22 protein-coding genes are annotated in these 21,489 nt (G+C 60.9%); 10 read left to right on the top strand and 12 right to left on the bottom strand.

What is annotated here, in order from left to right; all coding sequences use genetic code 11:
* Positions 1-4: 4 nt before the first annotated feature.
* Positions 5-1,240, top strand: a complete 1,236-nt coding sequence (gene codA, locus D6877_RS03195; RefSeq protein ID WP_130909829.1) for a cytosine deaminase — start codon at positions 5-7, stop codon at positions 1,238-1,240.
* A 153-nt stretch (positions 1,241-1,393) separates the two neighbouring features.
* Here codA and D6877_RS03190 read toward each other — a convergent pair whose 3' ends face one another.
* Positions 1,394-2,374: a diaminopimelate epimerase gene (locus D6877_RS03190; protein WP_130909828.1), complete on the bottom strand. Its 981-nt coding sequence runs from the start codon at positions 2,372-2,374 to the stop codon at positions 1,394-1,396.
* A 244-nt stretch (positions 2,375-2,618) separates the two neighbouring features.
* Here D6877_RS03190 and D6877_RS03185 point away from each other — a divergent pair, with 244 nt between their 5' ends.
* Positions 2,619-3,770 (top strand): MFS transporter, encoded by a 1,152-nt coding sequence (locus D6877_RS03185; RefSeq protein ID WP_130909827.1) that lies wholly within the window; start codon positions 2,619-2,621, stop codon positions 3,768-3,770.
* Positions 3,771-3,860: 90 nt separating this feature from the next.
* On the opposite strand, the gene D6877_RS03180 is transcribed toward D6877_RS03185, so the two are convergent.
* The 4 genes from D6877_RS03180 to D6877_RS03165 all read right to left on the bottom strand — a co-directional run bounded on the left by D6877_RS03180 (position 3,861) and on the right by D6877_RS03165 (position 8,593).
* Positions 3,861-6,236 carry a TonB-dependent receptor gene (locus D6877_RS03180; RefSeq protein ID WP_130909832.1) on the bottom strand — a complete coding sequence of 792 codons (2,376 nt, stop codon included), beginning with the start codon at positions 6,234-6,236 and terminating at the stop codon, positions 3,861-3,863.
* A 149-nt stretch (positions 6,237-6,385) separates the two neighbouring features.
* Entirely contained in the window at positions 6,386-7,369 is a 984-nt protein-coding gene (locus D6877_RS03175) for a FecR family protein (RefSeq protein ID WP_130909826.1), read from the bottom strand.
* A 40-nt stretch (positions 7,370-7,409) separates the two neighbouring features.
* Positions 7,410-7,901: a sigma-70 family RNA polymerase sigma factor gene (locus D6877_RS03170; RefSeq protein WP_130909825.1), complete on the bottom strand. Its 492-nt coding sequence runs from the start codon at positions 7,899-7,901 to the stop codon at positions 7,410-7,412.
* Positions 7,902-8,152: 251 nt separating this feature from the next.
* Positions 8,153-8,593 carry a carboxymuconolactone decarboxylase family protein gene (locus tag D6877_RS03165; RefSeq protein ID WP_016775423.1) on the bottom strand — a complete coding sequence of 147 codons (441 nt, stop codon included), beginning with the start codon at positions 8,591-8,593 and terminating at the stop codon, positions 8,153-8,155.
* A 189-nt stretch (positions 8,594-8,782) separates the two neighbouring features.
* Between D6877_RS03165 and D6877_RS03160 the strand changes: the two genes are divergently transcribed.
* Positions 8,783-9,118, top strand: a complete 336-nt coding sequence (locus tag D6877_RS03160) for a hypothetical protein (protein ID WP_130909824.1) — start codon at positions 8,783-8,785, stop codon at positions 9,116-9,118.
* A 159-nt stretch (positions 9,119-9,277) separates the two neighbouring features.
* Here the strand turns inward: D6877_RS03160 and D6877_RS03155 are convergent, their stop codons facing one another.
* The 3 genes from D6877_RS03155 to D6877_RS03145 form a co-directional block, all read right to left on the bottom strand.
* The gene (locus tag D6877_RS03155) at positions 9,278-10,846 is read right to left on the bottom strand and encodes a sensor domain-containing diguanylate cyclase (protein WP_130909823.1); all 1,569 of its coding nucleotides are present in this window, start codon (positions 10,844-10,846) and stop codon (positions 9,278-9,280) included.
* Positions 10,847-11,020: 174 nt separating this feature from the next.
* On the bottom strand, positions 11,021-11,794 hold the full coding sequence (locus tag D6877_RS03150; protein ID WP_130909822.1) for an aldolase: 774 nt from the start codon (positions 11,792-11,794) through the stop codon (positions 11,021-11,023).
* An 11-nt stretch (positions 11,795-11,805) separates the two neighbouring features.
* Complete coding sequence (locus D6877_RS03145; protein ID WP_130909821.1) at positions 11,806-12,513, bottom strand: haloacid dehalogenase type II; 708 nt, start codon at positions 12,511-12,513, stop codon at positions 11,806-11,808.
* Between the two features lie 109 nt (positions 12,514-12,622).
* Between D6877_RS03145 and D6877_RS03140 the strand changes: the two genes are divergently transcribed.
* Positions 12,623-13,480: a LysR substrate-binding domain-containing protein gene (locus D6877_RS03140; RefSeq protein ID WP_130909820.1), complete on the top strand. Its 858-nt coding sequence runs from the start codon at positions 12,623-12,625 to the stop codon at positions 13,478-13,480.
* Positions 13,481-13,496: 16 nt separating this feature from the next.
* Here D6877_RS03140 and D6877_RS03135 read toward each other — a convergent pair whose 3' ends face one another.
* The 4 genes from D6877_RS03135 to D6877_RS03120 form a co-directional block, all read right to left on the bottom strand.
* Entirely contained in the window at positions 13,497-14,018 is a 522-nt protein-coding gene (locus D6877_RS03135) for a hypothetical protein (protein ID WP_178083624.1), read from the bottom strand.
* Positions 14,018-14,746: an alpha/beta hydrolase gene (locus tag D6877_RS03130; RefSeq protein ID WP_130909818.1), complete on the bottom strand. Its 729-nt coding sequence runs from the start codon at positions 14,744-14,746 to the stop codon at positions 14,018-14,020. The genes D6877_RS03135 and D6877_RS03130 overlap by 1 nt, the downstream gene beginning before the upstream one ends.
* 4 nt (positions 14,747-14,750) lie before the next feature.
* Positions 14,751-15,278 (bottom strand): PAAR domain-containing protein, encoded by a 528-nt coding sequence (locus D6877_RS03125; RefSeq protein ID WP_277751469.1) that lies wholly within the window; start codon positions 15,276-15,278, stop codon positions 14,751-14,753.
* Between the two features lie 108 nt (positions 15,279-15,386).
* Entirely contained in the window at positions 15,387-16,055 is a 669-nt protein-coding gene (locus D6877_RS03120; protein WP_130909816.1) for a ribonuclease T2, read from the bottom strand.
* A 164-nt stretch (positions 16,056-16,219) separates the two neighbouring features.
* Here D6877_RS03120 and D6877_RS03115 point away from each other — a divergent pair, with 164 nt between their 5' ends.
* From D6877_RS03115 to D6877_RS03090, 6 genes are all read left to right on the top strand, one after another.
* Complete coding sequence (locus D6877_RS03115; protein ID WP_122752110.1) at positions 16,220-16,690, top strand: hypothetical protein; 471 nt, start codon at positions 16,220-16,222, stop codon at positions 16,688-16,690.
* Positions 16,691-16,792: 102 nt separating this feature from the next.
* The gene (locus tag D6877_RS03110; protein ID WP_130909815.1) at positions 16,793-18,490 is read left to right on the top strand and encodes a copper resistance system multicopper oxidase; all 1,698 of its coding nucleotides are present in this window, start codon (positions 16,793-16,795) and stop codon (positions 18,488-18,490) included.
* Positions 18,491-18,501: 11 nt separating this feature from the next.
* A complete protein-coding gene (locus D6877_RS03105; RefSeq protein ID WP_130909814.1) occupies positions 18,502-19,371 on the top strand; it encodes a copper resistance protein B in 870 nt (289 codons plus the stop codon).
* 32 nt (positions 19,372-19,403) lie between these two features.
* Positions 19,404-19,778 (top strand): copper homeostasis periplasmic binding protein CopC, encoded by a 375-nt coding sequence (copC, locus tag D6877_RS03100; RefSeq protein WP_130909813.1) that lies wholly within the window; start codon positions 19,404-19,406, stop codon positions 19,776-19,778.
* Positions 19,779-19,781: 3 nt separating this feature from the next.
* Positions 19,782-20,651 (top strand): copper homeostasis membrane protein CopD, encoded by an 870-nt coding sequence (copD, locus tag D6877_RS03095; protein ID WP_130909812.1) that lies wholly within the window; start codon positions 19,782-19,784, stop codon positions 20,649-20,651.
* Positions 20,652-20,709: 58 nt separating this feature from the next.
* Positions 20,710-21,489, top strand: a 780-nt coding sequence (locus D6877_RS03090) for a transporter substrate-binding domain-containing protein (RefSeq protein ID WP_130909811.1), incomplete at its 3' end; no start/stop codon positions are given.

The raw sequence follows: 21,489 nt of genomic DNA, 5'->3' as shown, positions 1-21,489 counted from the left end.
CCTGATGCACATCATCAACGCCCGCCTGCGCAACCAGGAAGGCCTGCACGAATTGCACCTTGAAGACGGCCTGATCCACAGCATCGCCCGTCAGACCGAAGCGCCGACCCTCGGCGCGGATGACCTCGATGCCGGCGGCAATCTGGTGGTGCCGCCCTTCGTCGAGCCGCACATCCACCTCGACGCCACCCTCACCGCCGGCGAGCCGCGCTGGAACATGAGCGGCACGCTGTTCGAGGGCATCGAATGCTGGGGCGAGCGCAAGGTCACCATCACCGAAGAAGACACCAAGGCCCGCGCCAAGAAAACCATTCAGGCCCTGGCCGCCCACGGCATTCAGCACGTGCGCACCCACGTCGACGTCACCGACCCGCAACTCACCGCGCTCAAGGCCATGCTCGAGGTGCGCGAGGAAAGCCGTCACCTGATCGACCTGCAAATCGTCGCGTTCCCGCAGGAAGGCATCGAGTCGTTCCGCAACGGTCGCGAGCTGATGGAAGAGGCGATCCGCATGGGCGCCGACGTGGTCGGCGGCATTCCGCATTTCGAATACACCCGCGATCAGGGCGTCAGCTCAGTGAAGTTTCTGATGGACCTGGCCGAGCGCACCGGCTGCCTGGTCGACGTGCACTGCGACGAGACCGACGATCCGCATTCACGCTTCCTTGAAGTGCTTGCCGAAGAAGCGCGCAGCCGCGACATGGGCGCCCGCGTCACCGCCAGCCACACCACGGCGATGGGCTCTTATGACAACGCCTACTGCGCCAAACTGTTCCGCCTGCTCGGCCATTCCGGGATCAGCTTTGTTTCCTGCCCGACCGAAAGCATTCACCTGCAAGGGCGTTTCGACAACTTCCCGAAACGCCGGGGCGTCACCCGCGTCAACGAGTTGCTCGAAGCCGGGATGAACGTGTGTTTCGGCCAGGATTCGATCGTCGACCCGTGGTATCCGCTGGGTAACGGCAACATCCTGCGCGTGCTTGAAGCGGGATTGCACATCTGCCACATGCTCGGTTATCGCAACCTGCAAAGTGCGCTGGATCTGGTCACCGACAACAGCGCCAAAGCCATGCACCTGGGCGAGCGTTACGGACTGGAACAGGGCCGCCCGGCGAACCTGCTGATTCTCTCGGCGGACAGCGACTACGAAGTGATCCGCAGCCAGGGTCTGCCGCTGTATTCGATTCGCGGCGGCAAGGTGCTGATGAAGCGGCAGATGCCGGTGGTGGAGTTCAGTTGAGAATTGCGCTGAACCTGATGGGCCGAAAGCAGAACCTGTGGGAGCGAGCCTGCTCGCGAAAGCGCCATGCCAGGCGCCTCGATGTTGGATGTGCCGACCTCTTCGCGAGCAGGCTCGCTCTCACAGAAGATCCCAGCGATGGCGTCGGCCGAATCAAGCGATCAACCGCGCCGTGCCAAACAATCTGACGCGCAGCAACTCCCCTTCCGAAACCTCAAGCAAAACCGGTGCGGTGCCACCCGGCATGACCACCCACACTTCACCCGCCTCGACCCAACCCACCCGCCACGCTGCACACGCGACCGCACTGGCGCTGGTGCCCGAAGATGCGGTCGGTCCTTCGCCGCGCTCGAATACCCGGGCGAGGACTTGCTGCGGCGACACCAGCGCGGCCCATTGCAGATTGACGCCGGTCGGGCAGGGTTTGCCGGCACCGGTGGGCATGGCATAGGCGATCGCTGTAAGCCGTTGGTTCAGGGTGGGTTCACGCATCTGTTCATTGCTCGGCAGAGCGGCCGCATCACTGAGCAGCGTCACGCAATGCGGATTGCCGATGCGGACGAATTGGCTGTGTGCCCAGTCAGGATCGAGTTCCGCCAGGGGCTGGACATGGCTGACGTCGCGATTGTTGAACTGAACGTTTTCAACCGTCTGCGCACCCACAGCCTCCGGGCCGAATCCGGGCTGGCCGAGGTCGAGCCAGAAGCCGCGCACGCCTTCGACTTCGACCGGTGTCACCGCGGTTTCCAGCGCTTCGCCCTTGTCATGATGAACGCGCAACACCGCACCCTGCGCCGCCATCAAGCCTTGCTCGGTCAATGCCTGGGAAAAAATCGTCAAGCCGTTGCCGCTGCGTTCGGCGAGGCTGCCGTCGGTGTTGACGATCAGCACATCGAACGGCGCCGATGCCTGGAACGGGCCGATCAGCAGGCCATCGCTGCGGTGGGGTTTGCTGTTGGCCGGGCGTTGGCCTTCGGGCCAGTGACAGCACAAAGCGATGGCGGCCTCGCTCCATTGCTGCCTGGATGCGGCGCAGTCTGCGGCCCTCGCTGGCAAAGCGATTCCGGCTTCGCGCAAGGCTTGGGGCGAAACCACTCCGTAGATATTGCCGCGTGCGTCGTAGAACTTCGTCATGCCTTGTTCCCGTATTCCATGCTGGCGAAAATCCGACTGTAAACCGCAAACCAGTGTGGGAGCGAGCCTGCTCGCGAAGGCGGTGGGTCAGTCGACATTTCCATATTTGACCCACCGCTTTCGCGAGCAGGCTCGCTCCCACAGGGTAGGATGTTCACCGTTATGCCCCGAAAGGCCTGAGATCGAACCTCAACGCCGTCAGAATGTCACTCGGGATGCAGTTGTTTTTTTGCCAAGGATCGATATGACCAGCCTCAACCCCCAAGACACCTTCGTCCCCGGACGTCTGCAACAGATGTCCACGCGCATCGCTTTTTTCATCGCCGGCCTTGGTATTGCCGCGTGGGCACCGCTCGTGCCGTATGCCAAGGCGCGGGCCGGGCTGGATGAGGGCACGCTGGGATTATTACTGTTGTGCCTGGGCGTGGGCTCGATTCTGGCGATGCCGCTGGCGGGGATTCTCGCCACACGTTTTGGCTGCCGACGTGTGGCCACCGGCGGCACGTTGCTGATCTGCGCGGCGCTGCCGTTGCTGGCGACGGTGTCGTCGATCCCGGCGCTGATCGCCACGTTGTTCATGTTCGGCGCCGGCCTCGGCACGGTGGATTCGACGGTGAACCTGCAAGCAGTGATCGTCGAGCGCGCCAGCGGCAAGCACATGATGTCGGGCTTCCATGGCTTGTTCAGTCTTGGCGGAATCGTCGGTGCGGCGGGCGTCAGCGCCCTGCTCGGCCTCGGGCTGACACCGCTGGCAGCGATGCTGGTCGTCGTCGTGTTGCTGATCGGCGCCTTGCTCAAGTGCGTGCCGCACATGTTGCCGTACGGCAGCGAAAGCTCCGGCCCGGCGTTCGCCATTCCCCATGGCATCGTGCTGTTTATCGGCGGCATGTGCTTCATCGTGTTCCTCACCGAAGGCGCGGCGCTGGACTGGAGCGCGGTTTTCCTCGCTCAGGAACGCGGGATCGATACGGCCTACGCGGGCCTGGGTTACGCAGCGTTTGCCCTGACCATGACCGTCGGCCGTCTGCTCGGTGACCGCATCGTGCGTAAGCTCGGTGCGACACGGATCATTCTGTTCGGCGGGCTGTTGGCGGCGGCGGGGTTGTTTCTCGCCACCTTCGCGCCGAGCTGGCAAGCGGCGCTGGTCGGGTATGCGCTGGTCGGCGCCGGTTGCTCGAACATCGTGCCAGTGCTGTACACGGCGGTGGGCAAGCAAACGGTGATGCCGGAGAGCATCGCGGTACCGGCGATTACCACGCTGGGTTATGCCGGAATTCTCGCCGGGCCGGCGGTGATCGGTTTTGTCGCGCACGCCAGCAGCCTGAGTTTTGCCTTTGGGCTGATGGCGGTGTTGCTGGTGGCTGTGGCAATTGGCGGCAAAGTCCTCAAGGTCTAAAGCAAAAGATCGCAGCCTTCGGCAGCTCCTACATGGATTTGCGTTCCCCTGTAGGAGCTGCCGAAGGCTGCGATCTTTTGATCTTGTGTTTTAGAAACCGACGCTGGCCTGCACGAAGAACGTGCGCGGCGCGCCGACATACATCCCCGAGTTGTTGTCGCTGGAGCGGGTGAAGTATTGCTTGTCGAAGACGTTCTTCACCCCGGCACCAAGCTTGAGGTTCGACACCTGCGGACCAAAGTCGTAGCCGCCGCGCACGTTCCAGGTCACGTAACCCGGGATGTCGCCGTACTGCCCGTCCGCCGTGCCTTCAGTGATGTAGTTGCCATTGAAGCTGCCATCCGCATTCACACCCGTGCCCGGCGAACGCTGTTTCGATTGGGCGAAGCCATCGATGTTGTACGTCCAGCGGTTGATCTCGTAACGCAATCCGACCGTGGCCACCTGCCGCGAATAGAACGGCAGATCGCGGCCCTTGAAGCCGGGGATCTCGCCTTCATAGGTGGCGCGGGTGTAGGTGAACCCGGCATTGGCGGTCAAACCATCGAGGCGCGGGTCGAGGGCCGCCATGTCGTAGTGCGCCGAGGCTTCGATGCCCTGGTGCTTGGTCGCGCCGAGGTTGGTCCAGCCAACATCGTTGCTGATGTATTGCAGTTCGTCATCGAAGTCGATGTAGAACAGCGTCACCTCGCCGCCCCAGACATCATCGTTGTAACGCGTGCCGATCTCGTAGGTCTTGGCCTTTTCCGGCTCCAGACCGTTGGCGGTGCTGTCACCCGAACCGCCCTGGCCGAGCTGGAAATATTGCAGGCTGCCGAACGAGGTTTCGTAGTTGGCGAACAGTTTCCAGGCATCGGAGAGGTGATACATCACGCTCAGCGCCGGCAGCGGTTCGTTGCTTTCGATGCTGCGGTTTTTCTCCGGTACCGGCCGGCCAGCGGTGTCGAGCACGGCGCGGTCGTGCCAATCGGTGCTGATGTGTTCGAAGCGAATGCCTGGGGTGATGGTCCAGTTGCCGACGTCGATCTTGTTGTCGACATACACCGAATTGGCCTCGGTGCCACCGGTGCGATCCTGGAATACGTGGCCGTCAGAGGTCGGCGTGACTACTGGCTGGTTGTTGACCAGCGCCAGACGACTCGACTCTTCGTGCATCGCCTCTTTCAGATAGCGATAACCGACGCTGACTTCCTGAGTGGTCGGGCCGACATCGAACACCCGCGACACGCGCGGCTCGATGCCGAGGGTGTAGTAGGAACGCGGGTACGAGCTGAGGGTGCGCTGATCGCGCGCGGCGATGGTGCTGCCGCGAAAGCTGTCGGTGTAATAGGTGAGAATTTCTGCCTGAGTGCGCTCGTCGATCTGGCGGATCCACTTGAACGACACGTCTTTGCGTCGTCCTGTGAACTGGTCGTAATCACGCACCGATTCGTACGGTTTGTCGTCGTACTGACGCTGAGTCAGGCCGCCCGGCATGTCGGCACTGGCGTCGTAGTAGTGAAAGTTGAGGCTGAAATCGTCCTGATCAGTCGGCGCCCAGTGCGTTTTGAGCAGCACGTCGTCGATGTCGTTGCCGTTGTTGCGCTCGCGATAGCCGTGGCCGTTGACGCCGGAGTACAGCAGCGCGACGCCCATGCCGTTGTCGGCGGTGCCACCGACGAACGCGGTGTCAATGTGTTTCCAGCCGCCGTACTGCGTCGTTTCCAGAGTGGTGCCGATTTCGCCGGTGGTTTTCTCCGGGATCGCGCGGGTCACGAAGTTGATCACGCCGCCGACGTTCTGTGGCCCGTAGCGCACGGAACCGGCGCCGCGTACCACGTCGATGCTGTCGAGGTTGCCCGAGGAGATCGGCGCCATCGACAACTGCGGCTGGCCGTATGGCGCGAACGCCGCTGGCACGCCATCGATCAGTACGGTCGAGCGTGGCGACAGGCGCGAAGTCAGACCGCGTACGCCGACGTTGAGGGAAATATCACTGCCGCCGGTGCCATTGGAGTCCTGCACCTGCACGCCAGGCACGCGTTTGAGCACGTCGCTGACGTTCATCGCGCCCTGCTCGACCATCGCTTCGCGGCGAATCACCGTGCGCGCGCCGGGGTGGTTCTGCACCACCGCCGCGTCGGCGTCACCGAGCCAGTCGCCGACCACTTTGATGTCGGTCACGCCGAGCTCCAGCGGGCCGTTGCTGGCTGCGGAGGTGGCGGCTGGAGCGAGCGTCACCGAGCCTTCATTGATCTGATAATCGAGACCGCTGCCCTGCAACAGCTGCCGCAAAGCCTGCTCTGGCGAAAGGTCGCCGTCGACCGCTGGCGCCTGTTTGCCGGCCACCAGTTCGGGGCTGAAAAACACCTGCAGCGAGGTTTGCTGGCCCAGCTCGCTCAAGGCCTGGCCCAGCGGTTGCGCGCGGATATGAATGGCTTCAGCGGCAAACGCCAACGGCATCGCGGCACTGACCGCCAGCGCCATGGCCAGTGGCAACCAAGGGGATTTTTTATTGTGGATTGTGGTGATGTTCACGTCGTACGCAGTCCTGTGGATCGCAAGAGTGTGCAGCTGTTAATGCAAACCAGTTGCAGTTGAACAGGAAGACGATGAACTGGAAAAAAACCTGAATGCTATCTGGAAATTATTTCCTGACTGCCATCGGCCAAGGTGCGAATGGACACTGGCAGGATGCCCGGCAAGGCTTTGAGCAAGGCGTCGGTGTCGTCGGACTTGAACACGCTGGTCAGGCGCAGGCTGGCCACGTTCGGCTGGGATACGGTCAGCGGTTTGTCGCGATAGCGCGATACTTCCGCCGCTACTTCGCCGAGGCTGGCGTTGTTGAACACCAGTTTGCCGTTGCGCCATGCGGTCAGCTGCGCCGGGTTGACCGCGTAGGCCGGCAGGACTTTGCCCTTGGCATCGACCGCAGTGCCGAGGCCTGCGGTGAGGTTGATGAATTCGTTGTCCGGGGCAGCACTTCCCTGCACCTTCACCGTGCCCTGCTCCACCGCAACGCGGGTCTGCGTGGCATCGCGGCGCACATCGAAACGCGTACCGGTGACTGTGACCTTGCCGCTGCCGGCCTCGACCACGAACGGACGCGAGGCGTCGTGTTCAACGCTGAACATCGCCTCGCCCGCGCTCAATTCGATCAGCCGTCGATCCTTCTCATAACGCACCTGCAAGCGGCTGCGACTGTTCAGATCGATCACCGAACCATCCGGCAACGCTACATGCTTGCGCTCGCCCAACGCCGTGGCGAACTCGGCGCGGTAACCGCCCGGATGATTCAGCCCGCTGAACAGGCCAAGTCCCAGCGCCACGGCCAGAACACTCGCGGCCACGGCGTAACGCAGCAACGGCCGGCGTTCGCGGCGAGGTGGCGGAGTTTCGGCAAGCGCCTTGAGGCGAGAAGTCGGCAGCAGATCAGCCGCGGTCCACAAGCCTTGCAGCAACTGGAATTCTTCGCGGTGCTGCGGATGCTCGTTCAGCCAGGCCTCGAAGCCTTGGCGTTGCTCGACGCTGACGTTCGGCTCCTGCAAACGCACGAACCAGGCCGCCGCTTCGTCACGCACCGCCGTTTGCCCACAGGCGCAATCACCCGTTTCCATCATGGAATGTCCTGTCCGGCTGAGAATGAAAAGACGCGAGCGCTCATGATTGCAACCCATCCAGCCGCTCACGCAAATGCCGCAGGGTGCGGATCATATACTTTTCGACCATGTTCCTGGACAGCCCCAGGCGTTCGGCAATTTCTGCCTGAGTCAGGCCTTCGATCTTCTGCCAGACAAAAATCTTGCGGCAGTTGAGCGGCAATTCGGCAAGCGCGCGTTCGATGGAGTCGGCCAACTGGATCGCGCGCATGTAATGCTCCGGGTCGCCCGCTGACGACGCAGTGTCCTCGACCGCCTCCGACTCCATGGCGCCGCGCCGATCCTCACGCCGATACCCATCAACCGCGATGTTGCGCGCGGTCTGGTGCAAATACGCACGCGGCTGCTGCACCGCCGCCGAATCCGCCTCGAGCACCCGCACAAAGGTGTCGTGCGCCAGATCCTCGGCCTGCGCGCGATTGCGCAGGCGCCGAGTCCAGGTGCCGATCAACTCTTCGTAATGCTCGAAAAAGCCGGATCTGCGGGAGCGCATGGGGGATGGGCGGCGTGTGAGAAAGGGGCGTGAATAGTAATGCTTCGTATTAATACAAAGCAATGCACGCTGTGACGGTGTTCTTGATGCGCAAGGTGCAACCACCGACGACGCCGAGCTCCGATGGGCATTGAGCAGGTCCCTGTGGGAGCGAGCCTGCTCGCGAATGCGGTATGTCAGCAACGATGATGGTGACTGACACGTCGCCTTCGCGAGCAGGCTCGCTCCCACAAGGGAATAGCGTGAGTGTTTCAGGCCTGCGGCAGTTTGCGGAAGCCCACCGCCAGGCGATTCCAGCCGTTGATGGTGTTGATCGCAACGGTCAGGTCAACCAGCTCCTTTGGCGAGAATTGGGCAGCGACGACTTCATAGTCTTCGTCCGGCGCGTGGGTCAGGCTCAGTTGTGTCAGCGACTCGGTCCACAGCAGCGCTGCACGTTCACGCTCGCTGAAGAACGGCGCTTCGCGCCAGGCCGTCACGGCGAACAGGCGACGCGGCGTTTCGCCGTCCTTGATCGCGTCGGCGGTGTGCATGTCGATGCAGAATGCGCAACCGTTGATCTGTGAAGAGCGCAGCTTGACCAGTTCGAGCAGGCTCTTTTCCAGCGACAGTTTCGAGACGGCATTTTCCAGCGCCATCATCGCTTTCATGGCATCGGGGGAAGCGGTGTAGAAATCGGCACGAGGTTGCATGGTGGGCTCCGGGGTAGCGATTGAATGTGTGGCTACGTTAGTCCCCGGGGGTGGTTCGGCAAATAGCCAATATTGCAGAAGAACGGTAGGCCACTTGGCGCAGCGACTGACCGCTCGTCACTCGACGGGCACCAAGGTTTCAGTGCGCAAGACCAATATCAGGTAATCCCCTTTATCAGGAGACGTACCATGATGACGCGCAAATTCACTTCGTTATTGTTGGCCGGCCTGCTCGCCACGGCATCCGCCGCCAGCTTCGCGGCCAATGACAGCACCGATGCGACGGGCACCAAGTCCGGCGGCGCCAGCAGCTCGACCATGCCGCCAGACAACACCCCGGGCTCGCCATCGGGCGGCACTGGTTCTGGCGGAACCAATAACGGCACCGGCACCGGTACTGGCTCGGGGATGGGCACCGGCACGGGCACCAATGGCGGCGCCAGTGGCTCGGGTTCCGGCGCGGGTGGCGGCACCGGCTCGGCCGGCGGCGGCACGGGTGGTGCGGGCGGTGGCACCGGCGGCTGAACGAACAAGAGCCATCCCAGATAGTCCTGCTTACATCAGGACCCAATGTGGGAGCGAGCCTGCTCGCGAAAGCGGTCTGTCAGCCAAGCTTGATGCAAGCTGACACACCGATTCGCGAGCAGGCTCGCTCCCACTTCTGATTTCTGTTGATTGAAAGAATCAGCGATCCGAACGCATCAGCTCGGCAAAACCCTCTTCAGCTGTAAACACCGCCGCGCGATTGCGTCCGGCATTTTTCGCCTGATACAACGCCGCGTCCGCGCGCTGGATAAACACCTGCGGGCTGTCGTTGCCGTTGGGAATAAATGAATAACAGCCCAGGCTCACGGTGAGATAACCGGTCGGCGAGCCGCTGTGAATGATGTGCTTGTCGATCACGCTGCGGCGTATCTGCCCGGCAATCGCCAGCGCCCCATTGATATCGGTGTCCGGCAGCAGCACGGCAAACTCTTCCCCACCGTAACGCACTGCCAGATCCGACTTGCGCTGGCAGCAGGTCTTCACCACTTGCGCCACCTGCGCCAGGCATTGATCGCCGGCGACATGACCATAAGCGTCGTTGTAGCGCTTGAAGAAATCGATATCGAGCATGATCAGGCTCACCGGGCTGACCTGGCGCGCGCCCCGGGCAAACTCAATATCCAGCGAGCGCTCGAACAAGCGCCGGTTGGCCAACCCGGTAAGGCTGTCGTGGGTGGCAATCTGTTCCAGCGCCAGTTGCGCCTTGCGCAGGTTTTTCTCGATACGCTCGCCGTCGCGCACCTGATGAATGAACACCCAGCCGAACAGGCCAATCCCGAGGATCACCAGCGCGACAATCACGCTGGACTGAAAGGCGCGGTCATACCAGCCCTGCAGAATCGTGTCTTGCGACGTCGCAGCAGAGACCACCAGCGGATACGAGGCGAGCTGGCGATAGCCATACAAGCGGGTCACGCCGTCGACCACGGAATTGAGCATCGCGGTGCCAGCGTTAGCGTTCGGCAACAGGGTTTGATAGATCTCGCCGTGAGCCACCGAGGTGTTGATCAGCGACTCATCAAAGGGCCGTCGCGCCAGCAAGGTGCCGTCGGTCAGCGCCAGAAACATGATGCCGCTGTCATCGAGGCTGAAGCTTTTGAAGAACTGATCGAAGTAGGACATGCGGATACCGGCCATCAGCACGCCCTGAAAGTTGCCAAGTTGATCGTTGACGCGTCTGGAAATCGGAATAATCCACTCGCCGTTTTCGCGGCTGCGAATCGCCGGGCCGATGTGCGCAACGGTCGAAGCATTCTGCTGATGGAACTTGAAATATTCGCGATCGGCCACGCCATTGCCACGAGGCAGATCGGCGAACGAAGTAATGACCCACTGCCCTTCGCGATCGAAGAGAAAGATGCCATGCAACTGATCCAGTTGCTGCGCGCGGCGGGCAAAGATCCGCTGTAACCGAGGGCGCTGCGCCGCCCCGTAACCATCGTCCTGAATCCAGTCGACGAGGCTGGTCATCACCAGATCTGCCGCCCGCACGGTGTCCTCGGCCTGCTGCGCCATGGCTCGGGTCAGGTTGCCCGAGGCCATTTTCGCCACCGCCAGATCCTGACGCCGCGACTGCTCCAATTGCAGGTACAGCAGACCGCACAGGCACAGGCTCACCGCAACGATAAACAGCACCGCCGCTTTGCGAAGCGGCAACCGTTTGAGCGTGCCGGGGGCCTGATGCGGATCGTGAATGGGGATTGGCAAAAGCATGTCCTGGGCAGGTACGACAGGGGCGCGAGCCCGAAACCCTTGTATGTGTGAGCGTAGCCCACCGGGATGTACCGGGCAAACGCCCGCCTCCCGCCCAGTTATCGGCGCGTCGCGAGTTTGGATGATCGCTTTTCGTCGATTTATTTACGATTGCTTCTTTACGGTTAATCAGTTGTGCAGGGCCAGCCGCCGCATCGCGCTGGTCAGGTGCGCGCGAGCACTTTGCGCATCGCCTTGACGCATTTGTTCATAGGCGCGCTGCGCAATGGCGTGGGGCACCGGTTTCAATTCACGCCCGGTGGCCATGGCCAGCAGTTGCACTTGCGCGGCGCGCTCCAGGTAATACAGATCGTCCCAGGCTTCGGCGATGGTCGGCGCAGCGACAATCACCCCGTGGTTTTTCAGAAAGAGAATGTCGGCGTCGCCCATGACGCTGGCGATGCGGTCGCCTTCGGATGCGTCCAGTGCGAGGCCGTTGTAATCCTCGTCCACCGCTGTGCGCCCGTAAAACTTCAGCGCAGTCTGCCCCAGCCACAGCAGCGGCGGGCCTTGCAACAGGCACAACGCGGTGGCGTGCGGCATGTGCGTATGGAACGCAACTTTTACCCGTGGCAGTTGTTTGTGCAGGCGCGCGTGGATGTAGAACGCAGTTGCTTCGGGCTCGCCATCGCCATCGACCACATTGCCGGCGAAGTCACAGACCAGCAGATTCTGCGCGGTCACTTCCGAAAAAGCGTAGCCGTATGGATTGACCAGAAACAGATCATCATGCCCCGGCAGCATCGCCGAAAAGTGATTGCAGATGCCCTCCTCCAGACCATGCAATGCGGCCAGTTGAAAGCACGCAGCAAGTTCGTTGCGAGCGGTGATGATCGCCTCGGTTTCCAGATTCAACGTTGCGCTTGGTCTGGCTTTGCCAGTGCCGCTCAAGATATGCGCCATGGCAATTCTCCTTAGGTCCAGCCGAGGGATTTGAACAGCGGCAGCAGTTGATCGAGGCTGGAGAGGATCGCGTCGGGCCGATAGTCCGGCAACAACTGACGACCCGTGCCGCGATCGATCCACACGCAACGAAAGCCCATGTCCCGCGCCGCCGTGTGATCGAGCATTGGGCTGGCGCAGATGTGCACCACTTCATCCCGGGACACGCCCAATTGCTCATGAGCGTAGTCGAACAGGCGTGGCGCCGGTTTGTAGGCACCAGCCTGTTGCGCGGTGATCACCCGGTCGATGTGGCCGCCGAGTTGCGCGACGTTGCCGGCAATGATGTCGTCGTCGGTGTTGGAGACGATGCACAGCTTGAAGCCCATGGCTTTGAGCTGCGCGAGGGTGTCGACCACTTCGGCAAATGGCGGCATGTTCGGGATGGCCGCCGCCAGGCGTTGACTGTCCTCGGGCTGGCTCGGCAAGCCCAACTCTGCCAGCGCCAGTTGCAGGCCGAGGGTGCTCAGTTCCCGAAAGGTACGGTGCGGCGGCGTTTGTTCCAGACGGTGCTCGTGACGGTCGTAGACTTCGATCAACTTAGTGGCGTCAACTGCGTGCTGGCCCTTGTCGCTGAGTATTTTCTCGACCACGGCTTTCAGGCCTTCATCCCAGTGGATCAGCGTGCCGTAGCAATCGAAGGTCAGCCAGTGCGGGCGTGGCGTGTTGTTCAAGGTCATCGGTCGATTCCTCCAGAGTGAGGACTTCAGCTTATGAGCGCGCGGTGATAGTGTGAAATTAAATAAATACGCGATCGTCATTCGCAAAACAACTATCAGGAATACCGCCATGCTGGATCTGGAACTGCTGAAAACCTTTGTCTGCGTGGTCGACGAAGGCAGCTTCACCCGCGCCGCCGAACGTGTGCACCGCACGCAATCGACGGTCAGCCAGCAGGTGCGCAAACTCGAAGATCTGGTCGGCCACCCGCTACTCCTGCGCGACCGCAGCGGAGTGAACGTCGCGGTCACCGAACACGGCGAACTGCTGATCCACTATGCGCGCCGGTTACTGGCGCTGTCTGCCGAAGCCACGCAAGCGCTGGCCAGCGACGTCGATCTGGAAGTGCTGCGCATCGGCATGCCGGAAGACTTCGACGCCCGGTGCATGGCACTGATCCTCGCCGGCTTCACCCGCAGCCACCCGCAGGCGCGCCTGGAAACCATCAGCGGCATGAGCCTCGACCTGCGCCAACGCCTCGACGCCGGCGACATCGACATTGCCCTGATCAAACGCGAACCCGACAGCGGCCCGGCATGGGCCACCTGGCCGGAACGCCTGGTATGGGTCAAAGGCACCGAATTCGACACCTCCAGCGGTGTGCTGCCGCTGGCGCTGTTTCCGCAGGGCTGCCTGTATCGACAACGGGCGATTCGCCTGCTCGATGTAGCGCAGCGACCGTGGCGAGTGGCGTTCGGCAGCCACAGCCTGACCGGGATTCAAGCGGCGGTAGCGTCTGGGTTGGGGGTTTCGGTGCTGCCGGTTTCGGCGGTATTGCCAGAGCATGAGGTGTGTACGGATCTGCCGGAGTTGGCGCCGACGGAACTTGCGCTGGTCAGCCGCGAGGGAGTGTTGAGCGGGTTGCAGCGGGGGCTGGTGGAGTTTTTGCGTGGGGAATTGGGGGTGGATGCGGGGGGATTTGCGTGAGTCCCCCCGGGGTTGTTTATTCGGGTTTGTTGATTTCGCGGAGCAGGTCGGCGGTGGGGATGTTCATGGTGTTTGAGTAGTAGGTTTTGTAGCCAAAGGCAGTGACAAATAGTTTGCAGGGAATCTGGCTTTTGTTGGAGAGAAGGTTGTTTAGCTCCGTTGTAGACAGGTGACGTTCTGAACTACGGCTGCTGGAGGTTTCAACGAGAAACGCGCTGGTGAGATAAGAAAATTTCCCTCCGTTTAGCGGTTCCCCGTCAGACTCAATCAAACCTACCGCGGAAAACTGCATCGCTTTCTCAATGGAGAAATCATGATCGTCCCCCAACGCACACGTCAGAAAACCTGCAATCATCCCTTCTCCCTGTCCTTTATCAAACAGGTTCAGGACATCCACATCCGATTGGTATCGGATGTCATATAAAAGCGTCCTCTCTCGTTTCACGGACACGAAACTCAAGTTTGCAGCAGGCTTTGAATGGTCTTTTGCACATCCGGAGCAAACAATGAGCAATACGCAGATGATCAATCTGGACATCAAGAAAACTCCTTCATGATCGCGGCCATCAACAAATCGCTCGCCGAATTGCCACCGGAAATAGGCGCAACAAACAGCTCTAGCGCGTTTGCATGACTGGTATCGACGTTTACGTTCAAAGAAGGCCCACAAGAAACAATCCACTTCTCACCAAAGTCAGCTACGCCATCTGATGAATTTCTATTGGTAGGTGTCGCTTTGATGTTGATCCATTCGACAGCGACTGGGTCAGGTCGCTGGCGATATATGTCTGAGCCGATCCAGACAAGAGCACCTTCGCCAACCGGATCCAAAGTAATCAGCATCTGCATTCTGTATCCCCAATCCGACATGAGTTTCGTCAGATGCGCACCGTTCCATCCACCGAGGCTATGTCCGACGATGTATATAGGGCAACTCTTGTACGGAATCAGGCTAAGAACATATCGCTGGATGTCTTGCTTCCCTCTGACTTCGTTATAACCCAGCCACTCTGAGCGATATCTACCTTCGGCGCTCAGCGACTCATTGCGTTTATCAAATGCAGCCCGGGCGGCCAAAATGTTTCCATAAGGCCCAGAAAAGTAATAACTCTCCTTATCCCCAGCCCCACCAATAAAAAGCACGATCGCCTTGGTACTTTCCACCGGCACAGGCTTGGCGCTGACATCCTTCTTGTCGGTCAGCGTATGCTCCTTGTGCAGCTTGTAAGTATTGCCCTTCGCGCACGTTACCGTCTCAGCCGTCATTGCCTCACTCCTCCAGAAACAGCTTGATGGTTTCAGGCAGGTGCGAACTGACTTCATGGGTAAATCCGGAGGCATCAGACACGCCATGTTCCATGCGTCCGTCGGCGCGCTGGATCATGTAGGGATGGTTGGGCATCGGTTCACCGGTCACATCGTTGACCAGTTTCAGCTTGTCGGTGAAGTGCACCGGCATCGGCAGCAGACCACTGAAAGGCGCCGCGACTACGGTGTCGCCAATGATCACCGTGCCTGAACCGCCGATGACGACATTGCCGTGGCCACCGGTGCTGTCCAGCGTCGCCGCGTTCAAGCCATTGATGAACACGGTGCCAGATACAGCGCCGCTGATCGCACTGCCGCAAGCGGACTTGTCGGTCATGCGCGCAGCCGCCAGTCCATCAAAATTGACATTCGGCGAGCCGCTGACGATCGGGTTGGTGCCGTGTCCCGGCAACGGGCAGGCGGTGGGATCGGTGACGCGGGCAGCGGGTTTTCCGCTCATGAACAGCTCCTTGCAATGTGTCGTGCAGATCCTTTGAGGCGCGCAGCATGCGCGAATTTGCCCTCCCCTTCAAATCCTCAGGCCAAAAAAACAGGCGCTCACGGGAGCGCCTGCTTTTCCTGGCTCATTACGGATGGCTTACCGTACCGGCGGCACCCGAATATCCCCCGCCCGACACTGCGTCTTCACCCCTTTGCCACACGCGCCGAACTGCAAATCCTTGCCCATGCACACCCGCACTTCCGACAGCTGCGGGCCGCTGCAAACCACCGCAATTCCGTCTTCGGAAATACCCGGATTGGCCTTGCGAAACAGATCGACAATTTCCTGCGCTTCGAAGTAGTACGACGTCGAGCCGAACGGCTGTAACGCCTGCGGAATCTTCACCGCGCCGAGGGCCTGATCGGACTTGTCCAGATAGCCCACCGCGCCAAGACCGCTGCAGGTACCGTGCTTGGACCATTCGTGATCGAGGAGTTTTTTTGTCGGGTACATCGTCAGGCCCTTGCTGGTTTCTGCCGCCGATAGCCTGGTCAGCGGCGGGCAGGATTCTGGCCAGCCGCCTTTGGCGTATTGCGGCCACAAACCGTGCAGGACAAAACCATAACCCTTGCCGGTGCACTGCGCGTCGTCCTTGTGCGACAGACAAAAAGTCGGCGACCAGGACAGCGCCAGCAGGTAGTAGTCGAACACCCCCGCCACCGATTCCGCCTGAGCTTTGTTCGACTCCGGCTGACGCGCCGAACTCATGCCGATGCTACCGGCCGTCAGCGCGATCAGCGCTAGAATTGTAAACAGCTTTTTCATTAACCCGTTCCTTGGGACGCCTGCGTCCGTGGTTTTCGTTGTTGGCCAGACCTGGCCAGTGCTGATTTCGACACGCTTGTATTGCAAGCGCATGACGCAAGGCAAGGCCCTGCGTCGTGCAAAGGTCTACGCTGAACAGGCAGACATCCAACAAGGGAACCGACATGAGTAAAGCAGACGAACTCGCCGCCAGACTCAAGCAGACACGGCATACCCAGGCTGATGCGGCGCTGGAAATCGATTGCTGGCCTGCTCAGGTGTACGACTTGTACCACCGCATTGAGGGCTGGCTGCAGCCAGTCACCGAAGTAGGACTGAAGATTCGGCGCAATCCTACGCACGTTTGCGAAAGTTCGCCGGACGGCGAAAGCCACGACTACGCCATCGACCAGTTGGTGATCGAAGCGAACAATCACAGTCTGATTTTCGATCCGATTGCGCGGTTCACCGAGGACGGTTGCGGACGTGTCGAGATCAAGGTGCCGGGGCGCGATCAGTCGTTGCTGCGCACGGTTGACGAGCATGGCGAAAGCCATTGGTGGTTGCAGACTATCGAGACCGGCCAGGAGCTGGATGCGATCGCGCTGACGGAAAACAATCTGCTGCAGGTGGTGCAGCAAGGGTTAAGCCTGTAAGCCGCCCGGGTTAACTGACAAAACTGTAATGTTTGCCTCAGCCAACTGAAAGCCGGGGCTGGCTAGTCTCTCTGTCATGAGTCAGACGGGGATTTCCAGCGCATGCCATCCATTCTCACAAGACGTACTTTTGTCAAAGGCCTGGCCGCCGGTAGCTTGCTCGGTGGCCTCGGGCTCTGGCGTACACCGGTCTGGGCACTGAACGGCGCCGCGCCCGTCAACGAACTGAGCGGTAACGAATTCGAGTTGTTCATCGGCGAAACTCCGGTCAATTTCACGGGTTCTGCACGCACGGCGATGACCATCAATGGCAGCCTGCCCGGTCCGCTGTTGCGCTGGCGCGAAGGCGATACCGTGACGCTGCGGGTGCGAAACCGGCTCACGGCCGACACCTCGATTCACTGGCACGGCATTCTGCTGCCGGCGAACATGGACGGCGTACCGGGTCTGAGTTTCCACGGCATCGAACCGGGCGGCGTGTACGTTTACCAGTTCAAGGTTCGGCAACACGGCACCTACTGGTATCACAGCCATTCCGGCTTACAGGAGCAGGCCGGCGTCTATGGGCCGCTGGTCATTGAGGCCAAAGAGCCGGAGCCGTTCCAGTACGATCGCGACTACGTGGTGATGCTCAGCGACTGGACCGACGAAGACCCGGCCAGCCTGATGAAGACGCTGAAAAAGCAGTCCGACTACTACAACTTCCACAAACGCACCGTCGGCGACTTTATTAACGATGTCGGTGAGAAAGGCTGGGGCGCCACGGTTGCCGATCGCACGATGTGGGCGCAAATGAACATGAACCCCACCGACATCGCCGACGTAAGTGGCGCCACGTATACCTTTTTGATCAACGGCCAGGCCCCCGATGACAACTTCACCTGGCTGTTCCGTCCCGGCGAAAAACTGCGCCTGCGCCTGATCAACGGCTCGGCCATGACCTATTTCGATGTGCGCATTCCGGGACTGAAGATGACGGTGGTGGCTGCCGATGGCCTGCACGTCAAACCGGTCAGCGTCGATGAACTGCGCATTGCCGTGGCCGAGACCTATGACGTGATCGTTGAACCTGCAACCGAGGCCTACACCCTCTTCGCTCAGGCGATGGATCGCAGCGGTTACGCCCGTGGCACTCTCGCCACACGCCCCGGCATGTCGGCAGCAGTGCCGGCGCTGGATCCGCGTCCGTTGGTGAGCATGGACGACATGGGCATGGGCGGCATGGATCACGGCAGCATGGACATGAGCACCATGGATCACTCCAGCATGGGCCCGATGCAAGCCCATCCCGACAGTGAAAACAATAATCCGCTGGTGGACATGCAGGCCATGATCACCGCGCCAAAGCTCGACGACCCAGGCCTCGGCCTGCGCAACAACGGCCGCCGAGTGCTGACCTACGCCGACCTGCGCAGCACCTTCGAGGACCCGGACGGCCGCGATCCGGGCCGCACGATAGAACTGCACCTGACCGGCCACATGGAGAAATTCGCCTGGTCGTTCAACGGCATCAAATTCTCCAATGCCGAGCCTCTACGTCTGAAATACGGCGAGCGCATCCGCCTGGTGCTGGTCAACGACACCATGATGACCCACCCGATCCACCTGCACGGGATGTGGAGCGATCTGGAAGACGAAAACGGCGACTTTCAGGTGCGCAAACACACCATCGACATGCCGCCCGGCAGCCGCCGCAGCTATCGCGTCACCGCCGACGCCCTCGGCCGCTGGGCTTATCACTGTCATCTGCTTTATCACATGGAAACGGGCATGTTCCGCGAAGTGCGGGTGGAAGAATGAAGAGACCGATCATGACTCGACTCAGCGTGTTTTCGCTGCTGCTCGCCGGCACCTCCGCCATGGCCGCCGACGCCATGCACGGCATGGACCACAGCCAGATGCCCGGGATGGATCATTCGGCAATGCAAAGCATGGACGACGGTATGATGCAGCCCGCCGCGCCCAGCGAAAGCCGCACGCCGGTTCCGCCCGTGACCGACGCCGACCGCGCTGCGGTGTTCACCAGCCCCGGCGGTCATCAGGTGCACGACAGCGTTATAAACAGCTACTTTCTTGCCGACAAACTCGAATGGCAGAACGCCGATGACGGCAGCGCTTTGGCCTGGGACCTGTCCGGCTGGATCGGCGGGGATACCGATCGGCTGTGGCTGCGTTCTGAAGGCGAGCGCAACAACGGCAAGACTGAAGACGCGGAAATTCAAGCGCTATGGGGCCACGCCATTTCACCGTGGTGGGACGTGGTCAGCGGCGTGCGTCAGGACTTCAAACCCGGCGCACCGCAAACCTGGGCCGCGTTGGGCGTGCAAGGCATGGCGCTGTACAACTTCGAGGCCGAAGCCACGGCTTTCCTCGGCGAGGGCGGCCAGAGTGCGGTACGCCTGGAGGGCGACTACGACATCCTGCTGACCAATCGACTGATCCTGCAGCCGACCGCAGAACTCAACATATATGGCAAAAACGATCCGCAGCGAGGCATCGGCTCAGGGTTGTCCAATACCGAGGCGGGCCTGCGGTTGCGCTATGAAATCCGCCGCGAATTCGCGCCTTACATCGGCGTGACGTGGAATCGCACTTACGGCAACACCGCCGACTATGCCCGCGAAGAAGACGAGGATCGCAGTGAGGCGCGCCTCGTCCTCGGCGTCAGGCTGTGGTTCTGAATTCTTCTACAAAAACAAACCGGAGACCTTGCATGCGCACATTGACGTTGCCCCTGATATTCGCCAGCGGATTGCTCCTGAGCACCCTCGCCCAGGCCCATCCGAAACTGCTCTCGTCGACGCCAGCCGAAGGCGCGGAAGGCGCCGCGCCGGGCAGGATCGAGCTGCACTTTTCCGAGAACCTGGTCACGCAATTCTCCGGGGCCAAACTGGTAATGACCGAAATGGGTGGCATGGCTCACTCGCCGATGCCGATGAAAGCCAAGGTCAGCGCCAGCAGCGATCCGAAAACCATGCTGATCACCCCGCTCGCCCCGCTGCCTGCCGGCACCTATCAGGTGCTGTGGCGCGCGGTGTCCGCCGACACGCACCCGATCACCGGTAACGTCACGTTCAAAGTGAAGTGAACAATGGCGGACCTGCTCAACATCATCCTGCGGTTCGCCTTGTATGTGGATTTGCTGCTGTTGTTCGGGCTGGCGTTGTTTGGCTTGTACAGCTTCAACGCGCTGCTGCGGTTCCGTCCGTTGTTGCGGGGCATGGCAGTGACAGCCGCGTTACTGTCAGTGGCCGGGCTGGTGCTGATGACCCGCGCCATGAGTGGCGAAACACAGCTCGCGGCATTGTGGCCGCACCTGCAGATGATGCTGCTGGAAACAGACGTCGGCCTGGCGTGGGCGCTGCGGATGACAGCGCTGGCCATCGTAGTGATCCGGCCGAGTCTGTGGCCAGCGTCGTTGGCAGGCGCCATTGCCCTCGCTTCGCTGGCATGGAGCGGGCATGGCGCGATGGACGAAGGATGGCTGCGGTTCTGGCACTTTCTCAGCGACATCTTGCACTTGCTTGCGGCGGGAGCGTGGTTGGGTGCCTTGCTGGCGCTGGTGTTGATGGCGAGCGGGCGGATCGGTGACACACGCCTTCGCCTGCTCGCCGATGCAGTGAAACGCTTCGAATGGATGGGCGCGTTGATCGTGCTAACGGTGTTGGTCACCGGCGTGATGAATTATCTTTTCATCGTCGGCCCAAGGCTCGACGGAGTGCTGTTCGGCACCTACGGGCTGCTGCTGGCGATCAAGGTGCTGGCGTTTGCCGTGATGCTGGTGCTCGCTGCGTTGAACCGCTTTCATCTTGGACCGTCACTGCAACAATCGCTGCGCGACGGCCAGCACCTCATCGCCGCGAACGCGCTGCGGCGCAGTGTGGTGATGGAGCTGGCCCTTGCCCTGTTGATCGTGGCGCTGGTGGCGTGGCTGGGCACATTGAGTCCGGACCCGGGATGACACCCGTGGAAGGCTTTCACTACACTGGGCCACCTTCCCTTTCAGAAGCCCGATCTCAATGACAACACTAAAAAGCACGATGATCCTCGGCGGCCTGCTGACCCTGGCGACTGGCGCTCACGCCGACCCCGCCACGTCCCACCTCGACAGCATTCAGCAACAAGGCCAGTTGCGCGTCTGCACCACCGGCGACTACAAGCCCTATACCTTCAAGCGCAACGATGGCGACTTCGAAGGCATCGACATCAGCATGGCCCGCTCCCTGGCCGACAGCCTCGGCGTCAAGGTGCAATGGGTGCAGACCACCTGGAAAACCCTGATGCCCGACATGCAGGCCGGCAAATGCGACATCGGCATGGGCGGCATCTCGGTCACCCTCGAACGGCAGAAAAAAGCCTACTTCAGCAACACCCTCGACACCGACGGCAAGATCCCGCTGGTGCGCTGCGCCGACCAGTCCAAATACCAGACCATCGACCAGATCAACCAGCCCAACGTGCGCCTCGTGGAACCTGCCGGCGGCACCAACGAAGCTTTCGTTCACGCCTTCCTGCCCAAAGCGCAACTGGCCCTGCACGACAACGTGACGATCTTCCAGCAACTGCTCGACAACAAAGCCGACGTGATGATCACCGACGCCTCGGAAGCGCTGTATCAGCAGAAACTCAAACCCGGTTTGTGCGCAGTGAACCCGCATCAATACATGCAATACGGCGAGAAGGCTTACCTGCTGCCACGCGACGACATCAGCTGGAAACTGTATGTCGATCAGTGGCTGCATTTGAGCAAGGTCACTGGCAAGTATCAGCAGACGTTGGGTGAGTGGATTGCGGTGCCG

It is taken from the genome of Pseudomonas sp. Sample_9 (assembly GCF_004307535.1).
GTDB classification, from domain to species: domain Bacteria; phylum Pseudomonadota; class Gammaproteobacteria; order Pseudomonadales; family Pseudomonadaceae; genus Aquipseudomonas; species Aquipseudomonas mercuritolerans.
This window is presented reverse-complemented; position numbering and strand designations above follow the sequence as displayed.